This is a genomic window from Acinetobacter sp. YH12241, assembly GCF_013417535.1.
Classification (GTDB): Bacteria; Pseudomonadota; Gammaproteobacteria; order Pseudomonadales; family Moraxellaceae; genus Acinetobacter.
In genome coordinates this window covers 36,622-44,136 of the sequence record NZ_VPDQ01000024.1, presented here as the reverse complement: position 1 = coordinate 44,136, position 7,515 = coordinate 36,622, and the positions used below count along the sequence as shown (strand labels likewise).

5 protein-coding genes are annotated in these 7,515 nt (G+C 41.3%); 2 read left to right on the top strand and 3 right to left on the bottom strand.

Annotation, left to right across the window (positions count from 1 at the left end):
• Positions 1–167 precede the first annotated feature (167 nt).
• Both FTV18_RS12250 and FTV18_RS12245 read right to left on the bottom strand, forming a co-directional pair.
• Positions 168–1,277, bottom strand: coding sequence for an HPP family protein (locus FTV18_RS12250; protein ID WP_034704289.1), 1,110 nt, complete (start codon positions 1,275–1,277; stop codon positions 168–170).
• 198 nt (positions 1,278–1,475) lie between these two features.
• Positions 1,476–2,303 (bottom strand): transglutaminase family protein, encoded by an 828-nt coding sequence (locus FTV18_RS12245; protein ID WP_180011900.1) that lies wholly within the window; start codon positions 2,301–2,303, stop codon positions 1,476–1,478.
• A gap of 314 nt (positions 2,304–2,617) precedes the next feature.
• Between FTV18_RS12245 and glyQ the strand changes: the two genes are divergently transcribed.
• Together glyQ and glyS are read left to right on the top strand one after the other, a co-directional pair.
• Entirely contained in the window at positions 2,618–3,607 is a 990-nt protein-coding gene (gene glyQ / locus FTV18_RS12240; protein ID WP_180018248.1) for a glycine--tRNA ligase subunit alpha, read from the top strand.
• Positions 3,607–5,676, top strand: a complete 2,070-nt coding sequence (gene glyS / locus FTV18_RS12235) for a glycine--tRNA ligase subunit beta (RefSeq protein ID WP_180018246.1) — start codon at positions 3,607–3,609, stop codon at positions 5,674–5,676. Before glyQ ends, glyS begins: the two co-directional genes overlap by 1 nt.
• A 41-nt stretch (positions 5,677–5,717) precedes the next feature.
• On the opposite strand, the gene FTV18_RS12230 is transcribed toward glyS, so the two are convergent.
• Complete coding sequence (locus FTV18_RS12230; protein ID WP_180018244.1) at positions 5,718–7,475, bottom strand: DUF262 domain-containing protein; 1,758 nt, start codon at positions 7,473–7,475, stop codon at positions 5,718–5,720.
• Between the last annotated feature and the right edge of the window lie 40 nt (positions 7,476–7,515).

Genomic DNA, 7,515 nt, shown 5'->3' with positions numbered 1-7,515 from the left:
GAATAATTCAAGTGAATTTGTTTGAAAGAAGAACTTTAAAAGCTTTATTTTCACCCGATAAAATACCCATAAAACAAGAGGAAGCTCAAATGAGCTTCCTCTTGTGAAAAATTGTGGGACAGCAGTGACCCGAGGGTGCTTTTTTTTCAGAACTATTCAAAACAGCTTTAAGCTCTCATTTTAAAATGGTTCAGTTCCTGATTCAGGGCAGCGATAATATCTGCGCGGCTGATAATTCCGACCAGACGCTGCTCACTCACTACCGGAATATAGTTAAAGGAACGCTCCACAAAATAGGGCACCAGATCCTGAATCGGCTGCAATGGCTGCACTGTGACTACCTTGCGGGTCATAATATGTTTGACCTGATGTTCCCAGCTGCTGCGCACATCTGCAGCACGTTTAAACCATTCTACCACCTGATACATGGCCAGCGTTCCCACCAGCTTGCCTTCCGCATTAACCACCGGCAGGCTCATCAGGTTCATTTCTTTAAATTTATCCAGTGCATGCTGAATATTATCATTGGCATGCAGGGTCACCACGTCTTTAGTCATAATGTCCTGACAGGTAAACTGGTTGACCGCACGGGCATTGGCTCGGTCCTGAGCTTCCAGAATAATCTTTTGCAGGTCATATTCACTAATGTCCAGCAGCTCGGTTTGCTGATCTAGTACTTCCTGAATATCTTGCGGCTGAATAGTGACTTTCTGGGTCGGGGTCGGATCTTTGGAACGGGTATTCAATTGCGCCTGCTGCGGATAACGCTTGCCAATCATTCGATTAAAGACGATCGCAATTACCATCAATAAGATCGAATTCAGCAGCACCGGATAGAAAACGAAAGCATAGCCGAGTTCATGCACCGCATTGCCGCCGAGTACCGCCGTAATAGCCACAGCACCACTCGGTGGATGCAGGGAATCGGTGGTCATCATCAGGATAATAGCCAAAGCTACCGCTAGACTAAAAGCTTCCGTCGGACTGGCAATAAACAAGGCACAGGTCACACCCACTACCGCAGCAATAGTATTACCTACCAGAATATTCCAGGGCTGTGCCAAGGGACTGGCCGGAACTGCAAACAGCAGCACAGATGAGGCCCCCATCGGCGCAATATACCAGGCTTCAAAATCACCCAGAATCCATAAACTCAGTAATGATGATACCGTGAGACCCAGTAGTGCCCCAATACCGCAGAGTAAACGGTCTTTGAGTGGAAGAACTTTAAAATTCGGTTTTAAGGTATTGAGCCAGTCGAGATTGGAATGGAACACGGCGCGCCTGATTTTAATGTTTACAGATTTTGCGCATTATAAAACTAGTCGCTTTAAAGATGTATTTATTTTATATCTTTTAATTACACTTAAATGGATGCTGTTTAAAAAGCTAAGTCACACACCAGAGAAAAACCATCCATCTAGTCCTATTTTACTATTCAATCTCTCATAGGATTTTCAATAAGATCATTCATGTCAGGTGATTTTAGTCTCAGCTTCGCTATGAGAACCAGATTTAATCAGAGGTTCGATTTTGAGCAGCTCGACCTGACCATAATAGGTTGAAAATGCTACATCTCCGGCATCTACCCCGGTGCCAATGCGAATCAGCTCGTCGACCGGAGCCAAACGGGTCGGATCAAACTGTACCCACCCGCCTTCCAGATAGGCTTCAAAAATGGCATGAAAATCGGGTAAAAATTTTTCAATTTTCACATAACCGACCACCATGCGTGCCGGAATTCCTAAAGCACGGCACAGCGCAATGCCTAAATGGGCAAAGTCACGGCATACCCCTGCCCGGTGGATCAGTACATCTGTCGCAGTCGTAAACTGATCAGAGCAGCCAGAGACATAAAAAATATTGTTATAAATCCACTGTTCAATGGCTTTTACACGCGTATAGCCGGGTGTCACCCAGCCAAATGAGCGTTTCGCCATTTCAAGTAATAAATCTGAATTGCAATAGCGGCTGGCCAGCAAATAAGGTAGTACTTCATCCGGCAGGTCTGGAATTTTGACTTCACTCAAGTTTTGCCTCAGATCATTCGGAATGCTCGGCTGACGGGTAACTGTCGCGCTATAGTTCAGTTCAAATGCCTCACAGGGTTCGAGTTGCAACCGGATATGACGGTTTTGATGCTGAGCATCCTGAAATTCATGCCACTTGACCGGCATATTCATAGTGAGCTGTTCTCCGAGAATATTCTGATCGGGATGATGGGCGACCTGAACCATAAAAATAAATTCGGTAGGTTGCACAATCTTGTATTTTAAATGGCACTGAATTTGGTAAGTGGTCATGAAGTTCCTTATTATTAGGCATTATTATATTGTGTGAAGATTAAACTAATTCTAAGACCGCAATCGTATGAGATCAGTTTAACTTTATCGTGCTTCAGTGAACAGGATGCTATACATCTGATTTATTCCTGATTTTTGGATCTCATCCTATTGCTATTCCAGCATAAAATTGCAGCAAAGCCGCGCAAAATCTGGCATGAATGAAGACCATTTTAATTTTTTCCAAAATATTTTCAGCGTATTAACCCTTTGCCACTCCCCTGTAAAATCCTTATAATCAAGCACAATTTTTCTCTAATTTTAAGTGGATGACCATGAGTCGCGCCATATCGCATATTGATACCTTCCAAGGCTTAATTCTTGCCTTACAAAACTACTGGGCGGAGCAAGGCTGCGTCGTGTTACAGCCTTACGACATGGAAATGGGTGCAGGGACATTCCACACTGCAACTTTCCTTCGTGCGTTAGGTCCCGAAACCTGGAATGCTGCTTATGTTCAGCCATCACGCCGTCCGAAAGATGGTCGTTATGGTGAGAACCCGAACCGTCTGCAACATTATTACCAGTTCCAGGTTGTGCTTAAGCCAAACCCGGACAACATCCAGCAGCTTTACCTAGATTCTTTAAAGGCAATCGGTATTGATCCTTTAGTTCACGACATCCGTTTCGTGGAAGATAACTGGGAATCTCCAACACTGGGCGCATGGGGTCTAGGCTGGGAAGTTTGGCTGAACGGCATGGAAGTGACTCAGTTCACTTACTTCCAGCAAGTCGGTGGTGTTGAATGCTACCCAGTAACCGGTGAAATCACTTATGGTCTGGAACGTCTGGCGATGTATCTGCAAGGTGTAGCCTCAGTTTACGATCTGGTTTGGACCAAAGGTCAGTTCGGTACTGTGACGTATGGCGATGTGTTCCATCAAAATGAAGTAGAACAATCGACTTATAACTTCGAATATGCACCAGTAGAAAAAATGTTCGAACTGTTCGATTTCTACGAAGCTGAGGCGACCCGTTTAATCGAAGCTGAACTGCCATTACCTGCTTATGAGCAAGTGATTAAAGCATCACACAGCTTTAACCTGTTAGATGCGCGTGGCGCGATCTCTGTGACTGAACGTCAGCGTTATATTCTGCGTGTGCGTACTTTGGCACGTTCAATTGCGACCAGTTATGTAGCAGCACGTGCGAAACTTGGTTTCCCAATGGCAGAACCTCACCTACGTGACGAAGTCCTGGCTCAGCTTAAAGCTCAAGTAGAAGCAGAAGCGGCTCAAGCAGAAAAATCAGCGGAGAACAAATAATGTCTAAACATACAGTTTTATTTGAACTTGGCTGTGAAGAACTTCCTCCAAAAAGCCTGAAAAAATTACGTGATGCTTTAAAAGCTGAAACTGAAAAAGGCTTAAAAGATGCGGGTCTGGCTTTCGATGCGATCGAAGCTTATGCAGCGCCACGTCGTCTGGCACTTAAAATCGTAAATGTTGATGCTGCTCAAGCGGATACGCAAAAACGTTTTGACGGTCCTGCTGTGCAAGCGGCTTATGATGCTGAAGGCAAACCAACCAAAGCACTTGAAGGCTTTATGCGCGGTCAAGGCATTACGGTTGATCAGGTGTCTACTTTCCAGGCCGGTAAAGTTGAAAAAGTCTGCTACCTGAAAGATGTGAAAGGCCAAAGTCTGGACGTTTTACTGCCACAAATCCTGCAACATGCTCTGGATCAATTGCCAATCGCAAAACGTATGCGTTCTGCAGCTAGCCGTACTGAATTCGTTCGTCCGGTGAAATGGGTGGTCTTGTTAAAAGACAGCAATGTGATTGATGCAACCATTCAGGATCATAAAGCAGGCAACGTGACTTATGGTCATCGTTTCCATGCGCCTGAAGCGATTATTCTGGCCAATGCAGATGCTTATCTGGATGCCCTGCGCGCTGCGAAAGTGATTGCGTCTTTTGAAGAGCGTCAAGCAATCATCGATCAGCAAGTCAAAGCGCTGGCTGATGAAGTGAATGCGATTGCCATTGTTCCTGCGGATCTGCGTGACGAAGTCACTGCTCTGGTTGAATGGCCAGTTGCTCTTCGTGCCAGCTTTGAAGAACGCTTCCTTGCAGTTCCTCAAGAAGCACTGATCACCACGATGCAGGACAACCAGAAGTATTTCTGTCTGGTGAATGCTGAAAACAAATTACAGCCTTACTTCATTACCGTTTCAAATATTGAGTCTAAAGATCCGACTCAAATCATTGAAGGTAACGAAAAAGTAGTTCGTCCGCGTCTGTCAGATGCAGAATTCTTCTTCCTGCAAGATCAGAAACAACCGCTTGCGTCTCGTAAAGAGAAACTGGCCAACATGGTATTCCAGGCACAACTGGGTACTTTGTGGAACAAGTCTGAACGTATTGCCAAACTGGCTGTCGCGCTTGCTCCGATTACCGGTGCCAAAGCTGAAGATGCTGAAAAAGCAGCTTTACTTGCAAAATGCGACTTAACTTCTGAGCTGGTCGGTGAATTCCCGGAACTTCAAGGGATCGCGGGTACTTACTACGCACGTCTTGAAGGCGAAAATGATGAAGTGGCTGAATCTTTAGGTGAGCAGTATTTACCTAAATTCGCGGGTGACGTTCTGCCTAAGACTAAAACTGGTACAACGATTGCTCTTGCGGATCGTTTAGATACCTTGACTGGTATTTTCGGTATCGGTCAGGCACCAACAGGTTCTAAAGACCCATTTGCGCTACGTCGTTCTGCGATTGGTATCCTGCGTCTGGTGACTGAAAATGAACTGGATGTTTCAATCGAAGACCTGATTAAGCTGGCTCTAGCTGCTTATGGCGATGTTTTGAAAGATCATGACAAGACTTTGGCGGATGCAGTTGCATTCCTTGAAGGTCGTTACCGTGCGAAATATGAAGACCAAGGCGTTGATGTTGACGTGATTCAGGCTGTTCAAGCGCTGTCACCAAAATCTCCGCTTGATTTTGACAAGCGTGTAAATGCCGTTAATCACTTCCGTGCATTGCCTGAAGCGGCTGCTCTTGCTGCTGCGAACAAGCGTGTTGCCAACATTCTTGCCAAAGAAGCTGCACCTGAAGGTGCTGTGGTTGAAGCAAATCTGGTTGAAGATGCTGAAAAAGCATTATTCGCTGAACTTGCGAAAATCACACCAGTGGTTGAGCCGCTATTTGCTTCTAAAGATTACACTGCTGCGTTGTCTGCATTGGCTGCCCTACGTGCGCCAGTGGATGCGTTCTTTGACGGTGTAATGGTGATGGCAGATGATGCTAAACTAAAAGCAAACCGTTTACGCCTACTTGCTCAGCTTCGTGACCTGTTCACTAAAGTTGCGGATATTTCGGTGCTTCAACACTAAGTTCTGATTCATCAAAAAACCCGCTTTAGAGCGGGTTTTTTTTAAATTTTTGTTATTTCATAAACTTTCTTAGAAAGCCTATCTAATCTAGCCTCAATTTCTTGATCTGTTCCTTTAAAATTGTATTCAAGTAAATTTTGTAAAAATGGATATTGCTTATCTCTTAGAATAACCATTTTGTCTTTAATAGATTTATTCGCTAATTCGTTACTATTTATAGTTGTAGAAACCAAGATTAAATTCCCAAATCCACCAACTATCTGTTCTTTTCCAAGATTAATATCTTTAAGAGTAGATTGAGAAACTAAATGCTCTATTGTCAGAGATTCATAATCTAGATTTAAAGCCGGATTATTCTCTTCCATTAATAGAGTAAATACATATTTAATAATATTACGATTTCTTGTCTGATCTGAAAGATAAATTAGTTGCTTAAACTTGACATCAAACTCATCAAATTTCGGCATCTTTTCAGATACATGTTTATGTAAATTATTATAAAATTTTTGAAAGGAATCATTATCCACTACTGATTTAAGCTCTAATGCAAGTTTTGAATAACCTGTTGCAATAGAACCAGATGAGCGCTTTGATGCTATAGCATTATATTGAAAGTGAAAATATTCGATTAACTTTAAAGATTTCTTAAGATTTTTAAGTGTTATATTTTCACTTTTATAAGCAGCCAATAGTGCTAATACTAGAGATGATTGTTGTCTAACATTAAAAATTCTTAAACCATTCAAACTGTTTCTAACACCTGACATTTCTTTAGTAGTAATTGTTGAGTTTGGCATTAGCATTTGTAAATAGTATTCTGAATATTGTCCCAGTTCATTCAAAATTTTTTGAGCATTATTTTGATCAGCATTTATATACTTTTTAACTTTAGCAAAGAGTTCTTTTTCAGTTGTATATTCTCTATTGGCTAACCAATAATGTACGACATAGTTATCAACTACATCTGTACCTGATTTAGATAATTTATTAACAATTGAATTCCAAGCTTCTTTAGGTTTATCAACACTTTTACTACTCGACTTTATTTTCTGAAGTAATAAATTTTTAATTAAATCAGAAACCCGAAGGTCTTTACCTCTTGCATTAAGAGTCTCGAAAATAAGATAGGCATCTTCTTCATTATCTAGATTAATAAAAACTAATTTAAGTGAACGAATTTTGTCACGTATATTACGTAAATACTCTGTCACTTTCTTCTGATCATCTTCCTCTAACGAAAAAGTATATTTTTTATCTTTTAACTTATCGAATTCATACTTCCTTTTTAACGGTAAGTTAGTCAGCTCTTTTATTAAATTACTTTCAATACGATCAAAGGCATTTTTTAAGTTTTGCTCTTCTACCCCTATATCATTGTCAGAAACTATAATTTCATCAGGGTAAGCTTGAATCTGAGAATGAAAATATGGGAAAGAAGTTTCAGCATTAAGAATATATTCATTTTCATAGTCTACATTTTCTCTTTCAATAAACTGATGAATACCTTTTGCTAGATTATCATTACCTAATCTAAAAAAAGCATTCCTTAAAGCGGCTAACATTAGAGTAATTGTGGTTAAACGTTGCTGACCATCAACGATTCCGTAATAAGGCTTATTTATTTGGTATGCAACCATTGAGCCAATAAAATAATCATCAGTAGAGCCGTTAACTACATCATCCCAAAAGGTTTGTACTTCATCTAACTCCCATGAGTATGGTCTTTGAAAACGTGGTATTTTGAAATAACCTAAATTGAGTATGTCCCCAATATCCTTATCAGCTGCATCAATCTTCATTTTCAAAACCTTTTTATATTAAATATTCTGTTAACTTCTA